Origin of the sequence: Streptococcus sp. HMSC064H09, assembly GCF_001812625.1 — a bacterium.
Lineage (GTDB): Bacteria > Bacillota > Bacilli > Lactobacillales > Streptococcaceae > Streptococcus.
The window spans coordinates 150,357-169,553 of the sequence record NZ_KV809550.1 but is presented as its reverse complement, the minus strand read 5'-3'; the positions used below and the strand labels follow the sequence as shown (position 1 = coordinate 169,553).

Annotated in this window: 22 protein-coding genes; 2 read left to right on the top strand and 20 right to left on the bottom strand. The window is 41.7% G+C overall.

Features of this window, described 5'->3' with window-relative positions:
• Window positions 1–34: 34 nt before the first annotated feature.
• Window positions 35–1,057 (bottom strand): glycosyltransferase, encoded by a 1,023-nt coding sequence (locus tag HMPREF2867_RS00860; protein WP_070575059.1) that lies wholly within the window; start codon window positions 1,055–1,057, stop codon window positions 35–37.
• A 33-nt stretch (window positions 1,058–1,090) separates the two neighbouring features.
• On the bottom strand, window positions 1,091–2,368 hold the full coding sequence (locus HMPREF2867_RS00855; protein WP_070575057.1) for a carbohydrate-binding domain-containing protein: 1,278 nt from the start codon (window positions 2,366–2,368) through the stop codon (window positions 1,091–1,093).
• A gap of 383 nt (window positions 2,369–2,751) precedes the next feature.
• Between HMPREF2867_RS00855 and HMPREF2867_RS00850 the strand changes: the two genes are divergently transcribed.
• A complete protein-coding gene (locus tag HMPREF2867_RS00850) occupies window positions 2,752–3,531 on the top strand; it encodes a polyphosphate polymerase domain-containing protein (RefSeq protein WP_070575054.1) in 780 nt (259 codons plus the stop codon).
• Window positions 3,524–4,207, top strand: a complete 684-nt coding sequence (locus HMPREF2867_RS00845; RefSeq protein WP_070575053.1) for a DUF4956 domain-containing protein — start codon at window positions 3,524–3,526, stop codon at window positions 4,205–4,207. The genes HMPREF2867_RS00850 and HMPREF2867_RS00845 overlap by 8 nt, the downstream gene beginning before the upstream one ends.
• Before the next feature lie 136 nt (window positions 4,208–4,343).
• Here HMPREF2867_RS00845 and HMPREF2867_RS00840 read toward each other — a convergent pair whose 3' ends face one another.
• The 18 genes from HMPREF2867_RS00840 to hemW form a co-directional block, all read right to left on the bottom strand.
• Entirely contained in the window at window positions 4,344–5,135 is a 792-nt protein-coding gene (locus HMPREF2867_RS00840) for a hypothetical protein (protein ID WP_070575050.1), read from the bottom strand.
• Window positions 5,136–5,342: 207 nt separating this feature from the next.
• Window positions 5,343–5,657, bottom strand: coding sequence for a phosphoribosyl-ATP diphosphatase (gene hisE / locus HMPREF2867_RS00835; protein WP_002884043.1), 315 nt, complete (start codon window positions 5,655–5,657; stop codon window positions 5,343–5,345).
• Window positions 5,658–5,665: 8 nt separating this feature from the next.
• Window positions 5,666–6,004, bottom strand: a complete 339-nt coding sequence (gene hisI, locus HMPREF2867_RS00830; protein ID WP_008534361.1) for a phosphoribosyl-AMP cyclohydrolase — start codon at window positions 6,002–6,004, stop codon at window positions 5,666–5,668.
• Window positions 6,001–6,759, bottom strand: a complete 759-nt coding sequence (gene hisF / locus HMPREF2867_RS00825) for an imidazole glycerol phosphate synthase subunit HisF (RefSeq protein WP_070575048.1) — start codon at window positions 6,757–6,759, stop codon at window positions 6,001–6,003. Before hisF ends, hisI begins: the two co-directional genes overlap by 4 nt.
• 1 nt (window position 6,760) lies before the next feature.
• On the bottom strand, window positions 6,761–7,480 hold the full coding sequence (gene hisA / locus HMPREF2867_RS00820; RefSeq protein ID WP_070575046.1) for a 1-(5-phosphoribosyl)-5-[(5-phosphoribosylamino)methylideneamino]imidazole-4-carboxamide isomerase: 720 nt from the start codon (window positions 7,478–7,480) through the stop codon (window positions 6,761–6,763).
• A 48-nt stretch (window positions 7,481–7,528) separates the two neighbouring features.
• Window positions 7,529–8,137, bottom strand: a complete 609-nt coding sequence (gene hisH, locus HMPREF2867_RS00815; protein ID WP_070575044.1) for an imidazole glycerol phosphate synthase subunit HisH — start codon at window positions 8,135–8,137, stop codon at window positions 7,529–7,531.
• Complete coding sequence (hisB, locus tag HMPREF2867_RS00810; protein ID WP_008534357.1) at window positions 8,134–8,718, bottom strand: imidazoleglycerol-phosphate dehydratase HisB; 585 nt, start codon at window positions 8,716–8,718, stop codon at window positions 8,134–8,136. The genes hisH and hisB overlap by 4 nt, the downstream gene beginning before the upstream one ends.
• Before the next feature lie 19 nt (window positions 8,719–8,737).
• Complete coding sequence (gene hisD, locus HMPREF2867_RS00805; protein WP_070575043.1) at window positions 8,738–10,021, bottom strand: histidinol dehydrogenase; 1,284 nt, start codon at window positions 10,019–10,021, stop codon at window positions 8,738–8,740.
• Complete coding sequence (gene hisG, locus HMPREF2867_RS00800; RefSeq protein WP_021144333.1) at window positions 10,018–10,668, bottom strand: ATP phosphoribosyltransferase; 651 nt, start codon at window positions 10,666–10,668, stop codon at window positions 10,018–10,020. Before hisG ends, hisD begins: the two co-directional genes overlap by 4 nt.
• The gene (locus HMPREF2867_RS00795; RefSeq protein WP_070575041.1) at window positions 10,661–11,641 is read right to left on the bottom strand and encodes an ATP phosphoribosyltransferase regulatory subunit; all 981 of its coding nucleotides are present in this window, start codon (window positions 11,639–11,641) and stop codon (window positions 10,661–10,663) included. The genes hisG and HMPREF2867_RS00795 overlap by 8 nt, the downstream gene beginning before the upstream one ends.
• Entirely contained in the window at window positions 11,638–12,690 is a 1,053-nt protein-coding gene (hisC, locus tag HMPREF2867_RS00790) for a histidinol-phosphate transaminase (protein ID WP_070575038.1), read from the bottom strand. Before hisC ends, HMPREF2867_RS00795 begins: the two co-directional genes overlap by 4 nt.
• Window positions 12,691–13,439: 749 nt before the next feature.
• Window positions 13,440–13,829 (bottom strand): hypothetical protein, encoded by a 390-nt coding sequence (locus HMPREF2867_RS00785; RefSeq protein ID WP_070575035.1) that lies wholly within the window; start codon window positions 13,827–13,829, stop codon window positions 13,440–13,442.
• On the bottom strand, window positions 13,810–14,733 hold the full coding sequence (locus HMPREF2867_RS00780) for a phosphodiester glycosidase family protein (RefSeq protein ID WP_070575032.1): 924 nt from the start codon (window positions 14,731–14,733) through the stop codon (window positions 13,810–13,812). Before HMPREF2867_RS00780 ends, HMPREF2867_RS00785 begins: the two co-directional genes overlap by 20 nt.
• 160 nt (window positions 14,734–14,893) lie before the next feature.
• On the bottom strand, window positions 14,894–15,628 hold the full coding sequence (locus tag HMPREF2867_RS00775) for a PHP domain-containing protein (protein ID WP_070575123.1): 735 nt from the start codon (window positions 15,626–15,628) through the stop codon (window positions 14,894–14,896).
• An 8-nt stretch (window positions 15,629–15,636) separates the two neighbouring features.
• Window positions 15,637–16,281 carry a TIGR01906 family membrane protein gene (locus tag HMPREF2867_RS00770; protein WP_070575029.1) on the bottom strand — a complete coding sequence of 215 codons (645 nt, stop codon included), beginning with the start codon at window positions 16,279–16,281 and terminating at the stop codon, window positions 15,637–15,639.
• On the bottom strand, window positions 16,271–17,044 hold the full coding sequence (locus HMPREF2867_RS00765; protein WP_070575028.1) for a TIGR01457 family HAD-type hydrolase: 774 nt from the start codon (window positions 17,042–17,044) through the stop codon (window positions 16,271–16,273). Before HMPREF2867_RS00765 ends, HMPREF2867_RS00770 begins: the two co-directional genes overlap by 11 nt.
• 1 nt (window position 17,045) lies before the next feature.
• Window positions 17,046–17,789: an acyl-ACP thioesterase domain-containing protein gene (locus HMPREF2867_RS00760; protein WP_070575025.1), complete on the bottom strand. Its 744-nt coding sequence runs from the start codon at window positions 17,787–17,789 to the stop codon at window positions 17,046–17,048.
• A complete protein-coding gene (hemW, locus tag HMPREF2867_RS00755) occupies window positions 17,790–18,926 on the bottom strand; it encodes a radical SAM family heme chaperone HemW (protein WP_070575022.1) in 1,137 nt (378 codons plus the stop codon).
• Window positions 18,927–19,197: the final 271 nt, after the last annotated feature.

Here is a 19,197-nt window from a genome sequence, read left to right as displayed (position 1 = left end):
CTATGCAATCAGTTGGCAATTTTCAAGCCAGCTATTAAGCAAAAACCACGTTATGTTGAACCCTGTAACTGACTAAAAAGAGCAAGGTTTCTGTGACCAATTTTGCCAGAACCAGTCCCAAACCAATAGCCACTAAGCTGCTAAGTAAGAAATAGTTACAAGCTAAGAGAACCAAGACCAACATAAAGTAGCGAACACTTGATCTAAAGAGGGAGCTTGTCGGATTGAAGACCACATTAGCGTTTAGTAGACACTGGCTGGAAGCCGAAATCACTCGAGCTAGCACGACCGAAAGGAGGAGATTTTTCGTTAAGGCAAAGAGCACAAATAAGGCGGTTGCATCAATGACTGAGGCCAAGACAGCCGTGCCAGAGAACTTTAAAAAAGGGCTGTAAATACGGATGGAATCACGAATGGGCCGAAAGTGCGAGCTTTTATTCTCCTCCAGATAAACGGTCTCGATTGGGACTTCAGAGATTTGGTGACCTGACTTTTTGGCTTCAAGCAACATGTTAAACTCGTACTCAAAACGATTGCCATCTAGATTAAGCAACCATGGAATCAGGTCCGTTGACATGCCTCTAAGCCCCGTCTGGGTATCCGTTACCTTCTGACCTGTTACTAGACGGAAAAGCCCCGCAGTCACTTTATTTCCAAAGCGACTTCGTGCTGGCACTTTACCAACAAAGGCACGCGCACCCAAGATAAGATGACTTGGATTTTCCTCGGTCGCCTTGGCTACACGGACAATATCCTTAATCAGATGCTGACCATCGCTGTCAACTGTTACTATAGGTTGAGCAGACAGATGTTGGCTGACCACTTCTTCTTGGATATAAGCGAAAGCAGTCTTTAGAGCGGCTCCTTTTCCTTTATTAATCGGGTGTTTAAGGACCGTAGCTCCAAAAAGGGCTGTTTCGTCGTAATAGTCGTTATAGCGTGGTCCACTCCCATCATTGACAACAATAATACGGGCTTTAGGGAGTTTTATGGTAATATCTTGAACCACCTGAATCAGGCGAGTGTCTGGTTCATAAGCTGGAATAATAATATACATAGGCACTTCCTTTCTGTTTCATCCTATGATTCTTTAGTGACCTCCGCTAAAGCCACCTGGTTGCCCACCACCTTGGGGACCACCACCTTGAGGGCCACCCCCACCAGGCATTGAGTTTTCAATCTTAGTTTGTTTTTCACCATTGATAGTAATGTCACCACCGGTATAGGTCGCTGAACCGTCAAAGTCAAAGCCAGATTGACCGGTTAAGTTAATCGTTCCACCCGTAACGGTAATATCACCATTTGAATCAATTGGGTCTGTGTCACCTTGACCAACCTCGACATTAAGAGTTCCACCTGTCATCTTGAAGAAAATCTCACTTTGACTGGCATTACTATTAGCAGCATTGATACCGTCATCTGTCGCATAGACATCGATATTTCCGCCATTAATAGTCACAGATTTACCTTCAATACCTTCGGTTGATTTTTCAACTTTGTAAGTACCGCTATCAATAATCAGGTCACCAGAGGCATGAATACCATCGTCACCAGCCTTGATAGTCATGGTATTGTCAGACAGATACATGGTCCCTACCGATGTGTCGTCATCATTGTCGACCTTAACGCCATCTTCTTCCGCTTCAATGGTCATGGTTGTTCCTGTGATATTAAGTTCATCATTGACATTGAAGGCATCACCAACTGAAGTAATCTTGTAGGTACCGCCTGTTATATGAAGACTGTCGTTTGCTTTAATACCGTTGTTTTTCTTGGCATCAATGTTAAGAGTACCTGACCCATTAATGGTCAAATCTCCCTTAGAGAAAATCACGGCATCCGCATCTTCATCACTATTAGAACTTGAATCAGAGAGGGTGCTAGTGGTTCCATCTTTAAGCGTTAGGTAGACATGCCCAGCTTTTGTAGCGTTGATTGGTGCCTTTGTATTTGTCATGGTAGCACCATCTAGAACAATATGGACATCATCTGAATCCCCAGCATCCACCTTGATTTGCACACCATCAGATTTTCCAGAAATGACGTAAGTCCCAGCTTTGGAGATGGTTACGGTTGAATCTGATACCGTTACGCCATCACCTGAAACATCCGCAGATGAGCCTGATAACTTAATCTTAGAGGCAGAACTTTCATCATAAGATGTGTCCGAGTCTTTTGAAGTGAAATAGTTGCTGTTGTTATTAGTCGTTTTCTTACTAGTTGTTGCGGTTACAGCACTTGTTTTTGATGTCGTGCTTGACGTCGTCCCCGTTGCTTGACTGTTTGATTGGCTACAAGCTGTCATGACTGTTAGGGCTGTCGCACAGGTTACTAAAGTCGTCCAATTTTTTAGTTTTTTTGATTTCATATCTTTTTTTCCTCTCGGGTTCGTTTTGATGATTACAGTTTACGGGACTTAGCTAAAACATTTCTGAAGGTTAGCTAAAACTTTTCTTAAGTTAAGTTTGGTGAAAGTTTGGCTTAGGCCTTCTTTCAGAAAAGTTCCATAGACTAATAGGCGAGCAAGTAAGTACTATATAAAATAGTACATTTGCCCTCAACTTAATTTTCTACTACAAAAATAAAAGCCAAATCTTAAAGTGAAGGCTTTGAATCTTATCTAATTGAACTCGCCTACAACTCGGGGGAAAAGATGGGCCCTGCTTGGAGATAAACTCCTGCGGCTGGTCTCCCTATTTTCCTGAGAGTTGTTTTACGGCTTTGTATCTTATCTATAAAAGGAGTTTTTTCATGGTTAAACAATTGGAAACACGTTTTAAACGTATTGAAACAAAATATGTGGTCTCAAAGGAAAATCTTGAAGACCTGCTCGCTGATCTTAAGGAGTATTTGGTAGAGGATGATTATCCGACATCTACCATTTCAAATATTTACTTTGATACGGATAATTTTGATGTCATCCAAGATGCCCTTGATGGTAATCATCGTCAAGAGAAAATCCGCATGCGTACCTACCTAGCCAATCCCAAAAGTGATAGCAAGGTCTTTCTAGAGGTCAAAGCTAAAGATGAGGAGGGAATCGGTCATAAGTTTCGTCTCGTTTCAACACCCCTTTCCATCACTAACTTGATGACAGAGGGTAAAAATGATGGTCAAATCACCGATCGTCAGCTGTTACAGGATATTCACCACTTACGTCAGCGTTATGATGAAGGTCTCAAACCTCGTATGTATATCTACTACGACCGTTTTTCAATGAAAGAAAAAGAGACTATCCAAGGCTATGCCTACAATAAAGTTCGTGTGACCCTAGACCAAAATCTGACTTACCGTGATGAAGACGTCAGTCTCTTCAAGGGAAATCATGGGTTTCCCCTTCTTGATGAAGATACGATTATCATGGAAATCAAGGCACCTGGTCAAAAGCCAGACTGGCTTCAAGCTATCTTAGACAAACATGGTTTGGAAGAGCAGAAATTCTCAAAATACAGCTGTGCCTATCATAAGTCTCAAGGTCTAGATTACAGGCCACATCCAGTTCAAGAAAAAGGAGCTGCTGCCTATGTCTAATCTCTTCAATTCTATCTTTAATGATGCAACCGCAACTGCAAGTCCCCTTCAACTCATGCTGGCCTTACTGGTCAGCCTTGTTTTAGGCTTGGCCTTGACCTGGACTTACAAATATCGAACCCTCTACACCAGAGAATTTGTCATTAGTTTGACCCTACTGCCATGCTTGATGACCCTAGTTATCTTCCTTGTCAATGGTAGTTTGGGGACCTCTATCGCCGTGGCGGGGACCTTTAGTCTGATTCGTTTTCGATCAGCGACTAGTGGTTCCAGGGAGCTAATCGCCGTCTTCATGGCCATGATTATCGGTCTGGCATCTGGAACAGGCTATTTGCTACTGGCCGTCCTCTTCACCGCCTTTCTATTGGCTGTTTGGCTCCTTTTGGAAAATCGTCAAAGTCGTACCGACAACCAACGTCGTAGACTCCTGACCATTAACGTCTCCTACCAAGACTTGATTGATCAAAAAATCACTAAAGCCTTGCTCAATTTCACTAGCGAGTGTGACTTGATTTCCCTTAACACCACAGGTGGAGGCGAAAGCATGCAACTGGTCTATGAAGTGGACTTGAATCCCCAAGTGGATGACTTCCAATTGACTAATCACCTTATCTCAAATATTGAAAATTGTGACCTGGCTCTAACCAAAAAAGCTAAAAAGAAAAAGAATTTGTAATACAAAAAAACATCTCCAACTGATTTTCGGAGATGTTTTTGTATGTTTTGAGGTTAACATTTTCACTTAGCTATAGCCTATACTTCTATGCCGCCAGTATGGAGTGCGAGATTATCGGCAGAAAGTAAAATATCTGCTAATCATATTCATATGGGATAACCTTACCATCTTGTACGATAAAAGTGTAGTGGATGTACTTGTCCTTGTTATAATCACTACTATCTTCATGAGTTGAGAAAAAATAAAATTCGTACTCTCCGTCTGGCAGCTTGCTAGCATCCAGTTTAGTTACTGCCTCTTCTAAATCTTTCTTACTAGTATTTTCTGTATCGCCTACTTCTATTCTCATAGTGACAAGGTGTTCATCAATCATTGTTTGGTAGGGAATTTGATAATACCCATAAAAATCATTCTTCCCATTTTTACGGTTTTCTTCAGCTAAATGAGCTTTACGATTATTAGCTTCTTGATCTATCAAAGTATTATCACTGAAGGAGAATTCTTCAATATCAAGGTCTAAAGATTGCTTTTTAAGTTCCTTGAAGAGTTTTTGCTCTTCTTTTTTTACAGATTTTTGTTGTAAATAGGTTTCCGAGTATAGACCAGGAGTCTTATATTCTTCACCATTAACTGTCCAGTCCAGGTTAAAAGTAATTTTTGAATCTAATGATATAGTTTGATTATCGTAGGTTTCCTCTGAATAGGTATAATCGACATAAATACCATCTGAATCTAGAAACACCTTTTTGATATTCTTAACTTGGACCTTCCCCTTAAAACCATTATGAGCCAAGATTTTTTGCGTTTTTTCCCTGGCTTTTGAGTAAGAATTTGGCAGTGCTCCTGTACAACCAACTAAAAGACTAGAACAGAGGAGGAGAATAGCTAAACGAGAAAGAGTTATGATATAAGGACTTAGTTTCTTCATAAGACATCCTTCCTTTCCTCAATGATTTGTATAAATAAGCACACCAAATCCTTCAAATAAAACGAGCTTTCTTCACTTTTATTATAGCATTTTAAAGCGCTTTCTCATGGTAGTTAGAGGGACAAAATCATTAGAATTCCTCTAGCAAAAAAGTCTGAATCATCACTTCAGGCTTTTCTTTTTAGTCTCAATCAGTTGAGATAATCCTCAATAATCCGTTACTTCTTTTCGGTCATGGACATTGCTTTGCTTGCCCTGACGTGCTTTAAGTACGGCTTCAACGTCTTCAGGGCTGACCCCTGTTTCAACGAGCATGACTGCTAGGTGATAGAGGACGTCTGCTGTCTCGTTGGCAATTTCTTCTTTATCAGCATTTTTGGCTCCGATCACAACTTCTGTTGCTTCTTCGCCAACCTTTTTAAGAATCTTGTCTAGCCCCTTGTCAAAAAGGTAATTGGTATAAGACCCTTCTTTGGGATTCTTTTTACGATCTAAGGCTTCCTTATAAAGTGTTTCTAACATAGCTACTCCTATCTATCTTGATTGTCATCATATATATCCGTAAAGAAACAGCTGTAGGCTCCTGTATGACAGGCTGCTCCTTCTTGTTCAACGGCGATAAGCAAGGTGTCCTGATCACAGTCAGTCTTGATGCTTTTAACATGTTGGAAATGACCAGATGTGGCTCCCTTATGCCAAAGCTCATTTCTAGAACGGCTCCAGTAATGCATTTGTTTGGTCTCTAGGGTCAACTGATAGGACACCTCATTCATATAGGCCAACATGAGCACCTGCCCCGTCTTGTAATCGGTCACAATGACTGGTACAAGTCCCCCTTGTTTATCAAAATCAAGTTTAACCTCTGTCATCGTCTCACCTCAATTCCTGCATTTGCCAAGACTTGTTTGGTTTCGCCTATATTTACCTCACCAAAGTGGAAGATAGAGGCTGCCAGTGCACCCGTCGCTGTTGTCTTTTCAAAGACCTCTACAATGTCCTCAATATTTCCCGCACCACCAGAAGCGATGATAGGAACATCAACGACTTCCGCCACACGATTTAGCATTTCCAAATCAAAACCAGACTTAGTGCCGTCCTTGTCCATGCTGGTTAAGAGAATTTCTCCAGCCCCCAAGGCGACGACTTCTTGAGCCCATTGGATGAGGTCCCTACCTGTATCCTTACGGCCACCCGCCACAAAAACATGCCAGCTCCCATCAGCCATCTTTTTGGCATCAATCGCAGCGACTACACACTGGTTGCCAAATTTTTGAGCACAATCAGCGATTAGTTGCGGGTTGGCAAGGGCTGAGGAATTGACCGCAACCTTGTCAGCACCGGCTTTAAGCATCTTGTTCATGTCTTCAACTGAACGGATACCACCACCAACCGTGAAAGGAATAAAGACCTGATCGGCAACGCGTCGCACCATGTCAACCGTTGTTTCACGATTGTCTGAAGTCGCTGTGATATCTAGGAAAACGAGTTCGTCACAGCCAGCCTCATAGTAAGCATGTGCAGAATCAACAGGATCACCAACATCTGTCAGATTCACAAAATTAACCCCCTTAACAACACGACCGTCCTTGACATCCAAACAAGGAATAATACGTTTTTTAAGCATATTAACCTCCGAAAGACTTGAGCTGGTCTAAAGTGATATTGCCGTTATAGTAGGCTTTACCGACAATGGTTCCTGCCACACCAATCTCTTGTAGGTGATCTAAGTCGGCTACTTCTGCAATCCCACCGGAAGCGATGACTTTGGCGGTTGTGAGTTCAGATACCAAACGTTTGTAGTGATCAAGATTGGGTCCTGTCAGTGTGCCATCTCGATCAACATCAGTATAGACAAAGAGGGTTACGCCCATCTTTTCCATTTCCTTGGCCAAGATAATATAGTCCACATTGCTGGTTTCCAACCAGCCTTCAGTAGCGACAAACCCTGCCTTGGCATCAATACCTACGACAATTTTATCGGCACCAAATTCCTCTAAAGCTGCTCGAACGAAATCAGGATTCTTAACGGCCATTGAACCGATAATGATACGGTCGATGCCGACTGCCAAATAATCACGAATCTGCTCCAAGGTACGGATACCGCCACCAACTTCGATGCCAAGTCCAGAAACCTTCTTGACCTCTGCAATCAAGTCACGATTAGTGGCACGACCATCAAGGGCACCATCCAAGTCGACAACGTGAATAAATTGAATGCCAGCATTCTTAAAGGTCTTTGCCTGCTCAATAACATCTGGATTGACAACGGTTTGTTGGTTGAAATCTCCTTTGAAGAGACGAACAGCCTGTCCATCCTTAATATCAATTGCTGGTAGAATTTGCATCTCCCCTACCATCCTTTCTAACTAAAAAGTCTTTGCTCTCACTAGCTTCTAGGCTTTACATAAACCTGCAAATTTTTCAAGAATACCTAAGCCAATATCCCCTGATTTTTCAGGATGAAATTGGGCACCATAAACATTGTCTTTATGGATCATGGCTGGCACCTCGATACTATAATCTGCGGTAACATCAATATATTGGCTAGGGACATCCGTGAAATAACTGTGAACGAAGTAGACAGCTTGGCCGTCTAAACCATCTGTCAAAGGGCTGGCTTGCTTAACAGCCAAATCATTCCACCCCATATGTGGGACAGGCTGCTCCTTGCTAGCAGGAATAGCACGGCAAACACCTGGAATAAAACCAAGACCATTTGTTTCCTCATGTTCCAGCCCTTTTTCCGTTAAAATCTGCATGCCTAAGCAGATTCCTAAAAGTGGAACTCCCTTTGCTACGGCCTCTTTGATAACAGCTACCAAGCCTCTTCGCTCAAGCTCTGCCATGGCTGTTGGATAAGCACCCACACCAGGTAAAATCAGACCATCTGCAGCTAAGATTTTTTCTTTATCGGCAGACAATTCTGCAGTCACACCGATCTTTTCAAGGGCCCGCAGAACATTGGCGGTATTGCCCGCATCGTAATCAATGACGATAATCATAGCATCCCCTTTGTCGAGTTTACGCCGTGAATGTCAGGATTGACTGTGATTGCCTCACGCAAGGCACGTCCTGTTGCCTTGAAGAGACTTTCTGACTTGTGGTGATTGTTTTTTCCGTGGAGAATCTTGAGATGGAGATTCATCTGAACATTGAAAGCCAAGGCTTGGAAAAATTCTTCTACCAATTCTGTGTCAAAATTACCCAATTTTGGATTATCAAAACTAGCATCAAAGACCAAGTAGCTACGTCCAGACAAGTCTAAACTTGCCATTCCGAGGGTTTCATCCATAGGTACAAAAGCCGTTCCATAACGGTTAATACCTGCTTTATCGCCCAAGGCCTCTTTAAGAGCTTGACCAAGGACAATACCGACATCTTCAACGGTGTGGTGACTATCAACCCAAAGGTCGCCATCAGCCTTTACCACCAAAGACATACGGCCGTGACGGGCAAACAAGGTCAACATGTGGTCAAAAAATCCGACACCTGTTTGAATATCTACTGGTTCTTGAGCATCCAAATTGAGGCTTAACTTAATTTTGGTTTCAAAGGTATTACGTTCAATTTCTGCTTGTCTCATAACTTCTTCCTCTACTCTCTCAATTATTGTCGTTTCTGATTTCAATAGCCTTAGCGTGGGCCTGCAAACCTTCCGCGTAAGCCAAGGTTGTGATATCATGTTGAGCCTTATTGACTGCTGCTTTGTCATACTGCGTGTATTGGATACGTTTGACAAAATCGTGCACACCTAAAGCTGATGAAAATCGGCTGGTTGCTGTCGTTGGAAGAACGTGATTGGCACCAGCATAGTAGTCACCAATTGGTTCACTGGTAAAGTGACCAAGAAAGACGGAACCAGCATTCTCCACTTTTTCGAGATAATCATAGGCCTTGTCCATAGCAATTTCCAAATGTTCTGGCGCAACCAAGTTCATGAGTTCAAACATAGCATCTGTATCATTGGCAATAATAATTCGGCCGTTATTTTCGATAGATGGACGAGCAATCGCCTCACGTGGCAAAAGCTTGAGTTGACGTTCAATTTCACTTTCAACTGCATCAGCCAAGGCTTGAGAATCTGTTACCAAAATGGCGCGTGCACGTGTATCGTGCTCTGCTTGAGACAAGAGATCGGCTGCCACATAGGTTGGATTAGCGCTACTATCAGCAATAACACCGATTTCTGATGGTCCTGCAATCATATCAATACCGACAATACCGTAAACTTGCTTCTTAGCAGTTGCCACGAAAATATTTCCGGGACCTGTAATCTTGTCAACCTTTGGAATCGTTTCTGTACCAAAAGCCAAGGCCGCAACCCCTTGAGCCCCACCAACTTGATAAATGCTATCCACACCAGCCAATTTTGCGGCTACTAGAATTGCAGGAACAAAGTGTTCTTGTGGCGGCGTAATCATAATAATCTCTTTAACCCCAGCAATTTTAGCAGGGATGACATTCATAAGAACTGATGATGGATAAGCCGCAGTTCCTCCAGGCACATAAACACCTACACGATTGATGGGACGAATCAATTGACCACGAATAACACCCTCACTTGGTTGGTCCTCAAAACCAGCCTCCAACTGATGCTTGTGGTAAGATTCAATGTTTTCTTTGGCATTAACTAGGGCTTGGTAAACCTCTGGATCAATTTCTTTAAAGGCTTGATCAATCAAGTCCTGTCCTACTTCAAAATCAGTCAAGTCAACCTTATCAAATTTAGCTGAATAGTCACGAAGGGCCTCGTCTCCTCGTTTTTTGACATCCTCAATAATGGCTTGAACCGTGCTTTCAACGTCTCTATTTTCTTTTGAAAGTTCCAATTGCTCCTGATAAAGAAGCTCAGCAATTTCTTTATTTGTTCCAGTTAATCGTTTCATTCGAACGGTACCTCCTCGTTCCCTACAAGTGATTCAATCTTGCGAATGAATGGCAGGACTTCCTTGTTATTTTTCAAAGAAGCCTTGTTCACAATCATTCGTGCTGAAATACGGCAAATATCTTCATAAACTTTTAGGCCATTTGCAACAAGGGTATTCCCTGTTTCTACAATATCAACAATGGCATCTGCTAGACCAATGACGGGGGCAATCTCAACGCTCCCTTGAATCGAAATTATCTCGACATCCTCACCCTTTTGATTAAAATAATCTGTCGCAATGGTTGGATACTTGGTCGCAATACGTTTACGCTTATGGTCATCAGGGTTATAGTCTTCTGTTGATGCTACAGAGAATTTACAAAGACCAAAATTAAGGTCTAACATTTCCAAATAGCCTGTCGGATGTTCGACCAAAACATCCTTACCGACAATCCCAATATCTGCGACGCCGTGTCTAACATAGGTAGTCACATCTGGAGCTTTGACCAAGAGAAAACGGAACCGGTTGTCAGGACTCTCGAAAATCAAATTACGTCCTTTATCGGCCATGAAAGACATATCAAAGCCAGCTTTTTCCAGTAATTTAACCGTATCTTTCTCAATACGTCCCTTGGTCAAGGCAATTGTGATTTGATTGCTAGTCATCCAAGTCACCTCCAAATTCTACATCGTCATGTACTGCTTGATAAACTGAGTCGATATCAATGGCCCAGCCAACCGCTGTTAACTCGGTGGCTCCAAAGCGTTCAAATAGTTTATCGTAACGGCCACCTGATACAAAGGCATCTGGTACCTTGTCACCGAAGACCTTAAACATCATGCCCGTGTAGTAAGGCACTGCTGGCAACTGAGCCAAATCAAGCGTCGTCTCTGGGAGACTATCTGATAAACGATTAGTTAAAACTTCCAAACTATCCAAGGCCGTCAAAAAGGCTTCACTATCTGTTAACTGTCTAGCCTTGGCCAGGACAGCATTTGTCTCACCAAACAAGAAGGGTAACTGCTCCAAGACCTTGTCATATTGACTTGGATTTTCTTTGGTAAACTCCTTAAGACCGGTGATCGATTTATCACGGATATAGGCCGCCAACTCTGCTTCTTTTACAGCTGGAAGGTTTAATTCTTCAAAAATGAGTTGTAGGAGGCGGGCATGTGAAAATTCAAACTTGTAATTTTTGACCCCTGCAACATCTAGAGCCTCTTTAGCAGAAGCTATTGCTTCTTCCAATGCTTGATGAACTGGAAAACCAATGATTTCCACACCAGCCTGCGTATGCTCATTAGACAAGCCACGCATCTCCTCATTGTAGTTAAAGACTTTTCCAGAGTAAGAAAATTTAATTGGTGTATGAACTTGTGTCGAAGCAATCACACGCCCAATTTGGCTGGTAATATCAGGACGTAAGCTAACAAGATCTCCATTTTTGTCAAAGAAATTATAGTTTCCATTGTCCACAAGATCACTAAAGACTTCGAAATGCTCCAAGGTTGGTGTCTCAATCCGAAGAAAGCCCTTTGTCATCAACAAGTCACAGATACGGTGTTCAATCTGATACATGGTACGGGCACGTTTGAAAAGTTTATCGTGCATTCCTAAGGCTAATGTCGTTTTTTTCATGCTTGTAACTCCTGTATTGTCATTAATACGCGCTCCATCTCATCCTGCGTCCCAATAGAAATGCGTAGTCTGTCTGAAATACGCTCCACTTTTGGAAAATAACGGACATAAATTTTCTTACTTTGGAGGTAGTCAAACAATTGACCTGCAGTCACTCCGTGAGGTTTGACCAAAACAAAATTTGTTTTTGAAGGTAGGATATCAAAACCAATCGCCTGCAATTCTTGGCTAAACCAGTCACGTGTTGCCATAATCTTTGCGCAAGTGTCCTCATAGTAGTCCCAGGACTTAACCGCTTCAGTCGCCAAGACTTCCGCAATGCTATCCACATTATAGGGGTTGACTGAATTCTTGACAGCATTGATCACAGCCATTAGTTTAGGACTTCCTATGCCGTAACCGACACGCAAACCAGCAAGGGAGGCATCCTTAGAAAAGGTCCTAGTGATAAACACATTGTCATACTTTTCTAGGAGCGGTAAGGCCGTCTCCCCACCGAAGTTAATATAGGCTTCGTCAATAATCACAACTACCGACTGGTTGGCTTTTACAATCTCCTCAATTTGATCAAGCGGTTTATAAATACCTGTTGGCGCATTAGGATTGGTAATGACAATCCCACCATTTTCAACCAGATAATCTTGAGTATTAACCTCAAATGAAGAAGTCAAGGGCACTTCTCTAAAAGGGACATGGTACAAATCTGCCCAAACCTTGTAAAAACCATAGGTCAAATCTGGAAACAAAACTTCTTCCTCGCTATTAAAGAAAGCTAGGAAAGCCATTGACAGGATATCGTCTGAGCCATTTCCGATAATCACTTGATCGGCAGGCACACCCAACTGTTCAGACAAAGCCTGACGTAAAGCTGCTTGATCCAAAGTCGAATACTTTCGTAACTGATGGGCATCAAAGGATGCTAAAGCTTGATGAACTGCTGGACTTGGTCCATAAGCATTTTCATTAGTATTCAACTTAATGATATTTTTCTCAGCAGGCTGACTACCCGCTACATAGGGTTCAATCTTTCGTAATCCCTTGATTTCCATAGTTTATCCTTTCTGTTCGACTCTAACCAAGTGTACTTCTCGCTACACACTCTAAAAAAAGTGTAACAAAAAACGTCCTCGCAAAAATAACTTTTGCAAGGACGTTGGCACGTGGTTCCACCTTAATTCGAACAGGGGTCGCCCCCTCTTCCTCATGAAGTCACAAAGTATCACTTGTAACTCTCAGTCTCTAACGGAACCACCCGTCGTACACTACTGTCATCCAGAGTTCGCATACGCTCTCAAGAATGTGTCGTCTTTGATCTCATGCGTTCTCAGCTTCCCGCATTCTCTGTGAAACGATCTGACTTTTTCTATCAACGATTTTGATTTTAGTTTATTTTACCTGAAAATTTAGAACAAAGCAAGTCTTTTTTGTATATTTTTATAAAAACTTGAAATCATTGTATATTTAATAGCCAAAACAAACTGCTGTGAAATTGAGTTCAAATAAATAAAAAGTTGATGAGGTATCTTTTTACAAACCAAGTGGATCCCTAAAGAGACTTCTGAGTGTGATAGCTTAACTGGGAAACACCACTTCTTTCAAGTACTTTCATCACTACAGAAGATCTCGTTCTATCTAAATTCCTATCACAAAAAATCTTGCTCAGTTATTTTTTATGACAATTTCTTTCTACTATTTCCCAAATTGAAATCATTTCTTCATACTATAATTTGTATATTTATCCTAAATAATTTTTCAAAGCAAGACAAAAAGCTTGAAGCACAGCTCCAAGCTCTCATGGTTAAGCCAATTTTCTAGGTCTGATAAATCCTGTCATAATACTCAAACAAAGTAGCACTGCAGCAACATACCAATAAGGCATGTCCACGCTAGTTGTACGTCCTGAGACTTCAACAATACCTTTAACTAAACAAGCACTAGCGACAACAGCGATGGCTGAATTAAAGAGAAGTTTTGAGGCACGATTTCTCACCCAAGACATTCCCATCCCTGTTAGCAGATAAATCAAAGCTCCAGCCAATGGTGCGAAGAACATCATGCGCATAAACATGGATGATTCGCCATAAGAAAAGCGTTCATAGACAAAGGTAAAGACTAGGCTAAAAATAGTTAAACCGATGTAGGTGAAAAAGTGTTTGCTGGCTGATTTTTTAGTAACCGATGTAAACAATATCGCTCACCGCCCTTTCTGAGATTTTATTTCCGTTTGTGGTTGGCTTGTTAATGACTTGACCATTGAAATACATGGTTGATGAGCCACCACCATCAAGGTTGTAGGCTGTCGTCACACCATAGGATTTCATCAACCCTGCCATTTCATAGAGAGTCAATCCTGACGACTCACTGGTACGACCATCAGAGACAATGACAATATAGTGCACACTGCCATCACTCTCTTCGATGACTCCGATGGCTGTCCGTGGATTGTCAGCCATGGCTTGACCAACCTCTTCATTTTCCGATACAGCTATCTTGCCATTTTCAACCAAGGTTGGACCAAAGGCAAAGGTATTCACCACACCTGAATCAACCAATTTTTGAGCCGTTGTATCGCTTTCCTTAAAGGTCTTGAAGCTACCATCTGAGTAAACGGCAAGGTCTTCATAGTCACTGTTTCGATCAGTATCACGATAGACTTGCCCATTCTTAATCACATAACCTGACTGATTAGCCCCATAGTAATCACCATTGATGGCAAAGATAGCATTATTTTGCTGGGCAATACTAGATGTCGTGTCGGTGATGTTAGTCCCGTAGGTATTTTGCGCCAAAGCTGTTTTAAGGTAATCAGCACTTGATAGCTTGATATCTGCCACATAGTAGGTAGTATCACTGGTTTTACCCGTTGTGATTTTGATATCCATATTGTCATCTTTATAGGTCGTATCTGTCTTAGTTACCTTACCAGTGCTGGTAGATGCTGTCGACGAAGATGTGCTTGAGCTAGTCGTATTGGCTGAAACCGTTGAGACTGCTGAGGGAATGACAAAGACCTTTAAGAGAGAGTAGACATTTGCCCCCATCAGAAAAAGGGTAAAGAGTAAGGCATAGGCATGCCTTTTGAGAAATTTCATAGAAAACCTCCAATTTTGAAAGATAAGATAGAAACCATAAGTTTCTTTTGCTTGAAATTAGCATAACAAGCAAAGCTTAAAATCTTCTATAAATCCCACAACCAAGCCTTTTCTTTAAGGTTAGCTTAAGAAAAGACAGCTTCAGTTGAAGCCATCTTCGCTATATAATCATATCTTCAGTAATATCAAATTCTCTCAAGAGCACCTGAATCTTATCAAAGTTCAGACGAAAATGCTCTAACTTATGCCCATCAGAGCCGATAGAATACTTGCAACATCCCAAATCCTTAACAAGGCCCAAGGCATAACGATAAAGATCTTCGTGATGATAGAGATACATACTCTTTGCATTCAGTTCAAAAGCCAAATCATTAGCAAGCATTTTCTGGAAAATGCGTTTGAGCTGCTCCTCATAGGCTTTTAACTCATCAACAGTCACGTCAAAAAGTCGGAAACCATAGTCAAAATGGGCCAGAACATCTGCGTCCACACGACCAATAGCGTACTCCAACTTGTCCAGATACTCTTGAATAATGCTAGCCTTGTCCATATCAGCCACCTCATCATCAAGATAATCATTGACGCCATTATGATGAACAGAAAGAAGCTTGAGATCATAGTCCTTCCCATCCAAAAAGGCCAAAATATCCTTTTCCCTAGGCTGATAATAACCAATCTCGATGCCACGTTTAATACGATTGCCATACTTGAGGTTAAGACTTTCGATTTCGTGACTATAAGCCTCGTACTCGGGCACATCGTCCTGTTTGGTATAAGGATTAGAGAGATCATAATGCTCAGTCGTTACTATCTCACCATCAAAATGTGTCAAATAATCAGTAAAATTCGCTTCCGAATCATAGGAATGATGGGTATGCAAATGGTTATCACGAATAGACATAACTACTCCTTATTTTTCAAATACATTGTAAGCTGCTTATGGGCCAACCAGGTCAAACTCACCATCAACCCCTCATAAATAATAAAGAAAATCACAAAACATTGAAGGAAATACTCTTCTGGTAAAACATTGATAATCGGATCCAAGATTGGATTAAAGAGCCAACTGCTATCTCCAGGAAAGAGGGCTTCATGAAAGAGCGTAAAAAACTCATCAAATCCGAGAAAAACTCCCACAACCCCAATAAGGACTGGCAAGATTACTAGACTCATATAAAGCCTACGATAAAGACCAAAGGTGCCCTTCTTCACATTTCGCCAGAGAGAAGTTGCTGCGGGATAAGCCAGTAGAATAACAAGCCCCTGTACCAAATGAAAGAGCCACTTCACATCATGAAAATGCTTTAGCCCACTCTCCGATGATGGAAAATCAGGCATGGCCAGATGACCAACCCAAGGAAAGGTCAGGTACTGCATGAGGACATTGAAATTATGCCAAAGCTCCGTCTTTCCGATAATGACATAATCCATAAGATGCATCCAATCAATATCAAAATAATAGAATCCCCATGCCAGATAAATCGTCACTAGGATAGACAGGGCCAGGAGCCAAATCGGAGTCAGTACAGCTTCAATCTTAGTTCGCATCAAAATCCCACTCCGATAGACTAGCAAGTACGTGGTCTGGTTTGACAGGTAGACCTGCAACCTCTTCCGCCTTGGTGAAGCCAGTTGTCACAAGTAGTGTTGGAAAGTCATTTTTAATGCCAGCTGTAATATCAGTCAAGTAATTGTCACCAACCACAATAGTTTGGCTACGTTCTGTCCCAAGGATTTCAAGAGCCTTATTCATGATAATAGCTTTAGGCTTACCAATAATGATTGGTTTCACACGGGTAGCCGCCTCAATAAGGGCCAAGAGGGAACCAGCACCTGGAAGAAGACCACGTTCTGTTGGGATATTCAAATCTGGGTTAGTTCCAATAAATATAGCCCCTTTGTGGATAGCAAGCGTTGCTTTTACCAACATTTCATAAGTGACTTCACGATCCAAGCCCACCACAACATAGGCAGGATTTTCCTCATCTACCGTATATCCCGCTTCCGCAATTGCAGATTTAAGCCCAGTCTCACCGATAACATAAACCGTCTTGCCACGATTCATATCGTTCATGTAGTCAACTGTCGCCAAAGTAGCTGTGTAAATGGTCTCAAGAGGCGTTTCCAACTCGCACTGATTACGCAAAAGTTCTTGGACCATTTCTGGTGTACGCATACTGTTATTCGTCACAAAAAGATAGGGAATCTGACGCTTCTGCAACTCCTTAACGAAGGCTTCTCCCTCAGGAATGCGGTCCTTCCCCTTGTAAATAGTTCCATCTAAATCAATCAAATAACCTTTATATGTCATCCTACTCGTCTCCTATTTCTTTCCATTGGATAATAGCCTGAGCATGAATATTGCCATCCACACAAATCTGGTGTTGACTGCTCAAACTTTCTTGGTCAAACTCGTAACCTGAATAAATTTCTGATCCATGATGAATTTCCTTAACATACTTGAGGTCAATATGGGCTGGTGTATACTTGGTCAAAAAGTCCAAATCGAAAACATCCAACATCCACTCCAAGTACTTGCTATTATTAACGTGACCATTCATGTCTAGGTCAAAATAACGCACACGATAAAGCGTCTCAATTGGATTTTCCAAAGCCTTATAGCGAGGCCCTCGAATCAACTTTTTAATCTTATCAGCCCCATAAGGTGCTACCACCTCATCTGGCACTTCGGCTACCTTACGCGTTTCATAATCCATAAGGGCAAAGGTAGTCTTAAAGAGCATGATTTGTTGACCAGTCTCATCCGTGATGTAAAAATTACGGTAACAAAAAATCTTATTATAGGAAACGGCTTCCGTTGTAATGGTCACCTTTTCATTGTAACGAGGCAAACGGTCAATCTCAATCGCATAGTCTGTCACAATCCAAACTAGACCATATTTATCAAAAACTTCCTTATCCGTATTACCCAGAGACTCTGACTGCATACCTGATACTTGCAATGAAAAAGCCAATAAATGTGGTAACTTCACCTGATGCGTGATATCCGTCTCATAAAACGGAATCTGATAAGGAATACTAAATTTTAATCCCATCTAATCCTCCAAGATAAATTGCTCAGCGACACTATCTCCCAAAAAGAGTCCTCGTTTTGTCATACGAACCACCTCAGGATTCTTAACCAAGAGCCCATCTTCCTGTAGTTTTTTCACGATATCCCCATAAGTATCCGAAAATGACAAACCAAACTTCTCTTCAAACCGTTTAATAGACACACCTGACTTTTTACGCAAACCAAGGAAGAACTCCTCCTCCATCATCTCCGCCTTAGTCAGATACTCCTCGTGAAGTCTAGCATGACCATCCTCAGCTATAGCCTTTAGATAATGCTGGATAGGTCCTCTATTGCGATAACGAACACCATTGACATAACCAGAGGCTCCAGCACCAACACCATAATACTCATCATTATTCCAGTACATGAGATTGTGACGACTCTCCATCCCAGGTTTGGTAAAGTTGGAAATCTCATAATGCTCAAAACCATTTTTTTCCAACTCTTGGATAATATAGTCAAACATCTCTGCTTCCAAATCCTCAGTTGGCAGATTGAGCTTACCCCGACGCATCTTATTCATAAAGACCGTGTGATGTTCCAAGATCAAACTGTAGAGACTTAGGTGTGGAATATCCAGTTCCAGTGCCTTTCTCACATTTTCCTTGACCTGATCCATGGTTTGACCAGGTAGTGCATAAATGAGGTCAATGGAAATATTATGGTAACCAGCAGCCTTTAAGCTATCAATACTTTCGTAAATCTGTGCTTGATTGTGACTACGACCAATTTGACGCAAGTGCTTGTCATCAAAAGTCTGAACCCCTAAAGACACCCGATTAACAGCAGATTTTTTGAGTACTTCAATTTTATCAACCGTCAAATCACCAGGATTGGCCTCAATGGTGAACTCCTCCAGCTTTGACAAATCCAAGTTTTTCTGAAGATGACTTAAAAGGTAGTCCAATTGCTCGGCAGAAATAGCTGTTGGGGTCCCTCCACCAATATAAAGGGTGCGAAGCTCCTTGATATCTAAAAGCTCCCACTCACGAATCAAAGCCCGTAGGTAGTCATCAACGGGCTGATTTTTAATAAAGACCTTGGAAAAGTCACAATAATAACAAATTTGTGTGCAAAATGGAATATGCACATAGGCTGACGTTGGTTTTGTTTGCATGTAACTATTCTACCATTTTTTAAGCAGAAATGAGACCATGAATGATAAGAGTTGAGGCAAAAAAGAAGCTACCTCTTCAGATAGCCTCTTCCTATTATTTTGTTAATGAGAATGGGAAAGCATTGTAGTTGCTATAATCAAAGGTTGGTCCCAAGTCTGAAATGAATTGCACTGGCGTGTAGGTTCCATTTTCAAGAATAAAACCAGGCTTAGCTTGGAAACCAGCTCCCCCTAGTCCAGTAATACCAGGAAGCAAGGTTGAAAAATCGCC

Bases quoted from the DNA above. Each gene is read 5' to 3' on its own strand.
- HMPREF2867_RS00840 (WP_070575050.1), bottom strand. From the start codon at position 5,135: ATGAAGAAACTAAGTCCTTATATCATAACTCTTTCTCGTTTAGCTATT.
- HMPREF2867_RS00795 (WP_070575041.1), bottom strand. From the start codon at position 11,641: ATGAAAAAAACGACATTAGCCTTAGGAATGCACGATAAACTTTTCAAA.
- hisC (WP_070575038.1), bottom strand. From the start codon at position 12,690: ATGGAAATCAAGGGATTACGAAAGATTGAACCCTATGTAGCGGGTAGT.
- HMPREF2867_RS00765 (WP_070575028.1), bottom strand. From the start codon at position 17,044: ATGACATATAAAGGTTATTTGATTGATTTAGATGGAACTATTTACAAG.
- hemW (WP_070575022.1), bottom strand. From the start codon at position 18,926: ATGCAAACAAAACCAACGTCAGCCTATGTGCATATTCCATTTTGCACA.
- hisG (WP_021144333.1), bottom strand. From the start codon at position 10,668: ATGACTAGCAATCAAATCACAATTGCCTTGACCAAGGGACGTATTGAG.
- HMPREF2867_RS00770 (WP_070575029.1), bottom strand. From the start codon at position 16,281: ATGCGAACTAAGATTGAAGCTGTACTGACTCCGATTTGGCTCCTGGCC.
- hisH (WP_070575044.1), bottom strand. From the start codon at position 8,137: ATGATTATCGTCATTGATTACGATGCGGGCAATACCGCCAATGTTCTG.
- hisD (WP_070575043.1), bottom strand. From the start codon at position 10,021: ATGAAACGATTAACTGGAACAAATAAAGAAATTGCTGAGCTTCTTTAT.
- hisA (WP_070575046.1), bottom strand. From the start codon at position 7,480: ATGCAAATTCTACCAGCAATTGATATTAAGGATGGACAGGCTGTTCGT.
- HMPREF2867_RS00855 (WP_070575057.1), bottom strand. From the start codon at position 2,368: ATGAAATCAAAAAAACTAAAAAATTGGACGACTTTAGTAACCTGTGCG.
- HMPREF2867_RS00845 (WP_070575053.1), top strand. From the start codon at position 3,524: ATGTCTAATCTCTTCAATTCTATCTTTAATGATGCAACCGCAACTGCA.
- HMPREF2867_RS00850 (WP_070575054.1), top strand. From the start codon at position 2,752: ATGGTTAAACAATTGGAAACACGTTTTAAACGTATTGAAACAAAATAT.
- HMPREF2867_RS00860 (WP_070575059.1), bottom strand. From the start codon at position 1,057: ATGTATATTATTATTCCAGCTTATGAACCAGACACTCGCCTGATTCAG.
- hisB (WP_008534357.1), bottom strand. From the start codon at position 8,718: ATGAGACAAGCAGAAATTGAACGTAATACCTTTGAAACCAAAATTAAG.
- hisE (WP_002884043.1), bottom strand. From the start codon at position 5,657: ATGTTAGAAACACTTTATAAGGAAGCCTTAGATCGTAAAAAGAATCCC.
- hisI (WP_008534361.1), bottom strand. From the start codon at position 6,004: ATGACAGAGGTTAAACTTGATTTTGATAAACAAGGGGGACTTGTACCA.
- HMPREF2867_RS00760 (WP_070575025.1), bottom strand. From the start codon at position 17,789: ATGGGATTAAAATTTAGTATTCCTTATCAGATTCCGTTTTATGAGACG.
- HMPREF2867_RS00780 (WP_070575032.1), bottom strand. From the start codon at position 14,733: ATGAAATTTCTCAAAAGGCATGCCTATGCCTTACTCTTTACCCTTTTT.
- hisF (WP_070575048.1), bottom strand. From the start codon at position 6,759: ATGCTTAAAAAACGTATTATTCCTTGTTTGGATGTCAAGGACGGTCGT.